Source organism: Streptomyces minutiscleroticus (assembly GCF_014650875.1).
GTDB classification, from domain to species: domain Bacteria; phylum Actinomycetota; class Actinomycetes; order Streptomycetales; family Streptomycetaceae; genus Streptomyces; species Streptomyces minutiscleroticus.
The window spans coordinates 1-564 of sequence record NZ_BMVU01000270.1 but is presented as its reverse complement, the minus strand read 5'-3'; the positions used below and the strand labels follow the sequence as shown (position 1 = coordinate 564).

Sequence of the window (564 nt, the reverse complement as noted above, 5' to 3'; positions counted from 1 at the left end):
GGCGATGAAGGCGCGGCCGAAGCTGATCAGGTCCGCGCCCAGGCCGAGCCAGTGGTCGGCGGCGGCCCGGTCGGCCTGCTTCGGGCCCATCGGGAGGACCGGATTGACGATCAGTGTGCCCGGCCACGCGCGGCGCAGCCCGACCAGCACCTCCTCCTCCGCGGTCGCCTCCAGGTGGACGTAGGCGAGGTCGAAGCGGGCGAGTTCGGCGAGCAGGGCCGCGTACAGCTCGGGCACCTCGGTCTCCTCCACACCCCAGAAGGTGCCGCCGGGGGAGAGCCTGATCGCGGTGCGGGCCGCGCCCACGGCGTCCACGGTGGCGGCGACCGCCTCGACGGCGAAGCGGATGCGGTGGGCGACCGGGCCGCCGTAGGCGTCGGTGCGCAGGTTGGCGTTGGACGACAGGAACTGCGAGATCAGGTAGCCGTTCGCGCCGTGCAGCTCGACGCCGTCGAAGCCGGCGTCGACGGCGCGCCGGGCGGCCTCGGCGTACGAGCGGGCCTGCTCGGGCACCTCGGCGGTCTCCAGGGCGCGGGGCAGGGGCGCGGGCTGCGGCCCGGTCGG

1 protein-coding gene is annotated in these 564 nt (G+C 75.7%); it reads right to left on the bottom strand.

Going from position 1 to position 564, the window contains the following annotated elements; all coding sequences use genetic code 11:
* Positions 1-564 (bottom strand): oxidoreductase (locus IE271_RS41425; RefSeq protein ID WP_444546155.1); only part of this gene is annotated, 564 nt, incomplete at both ends.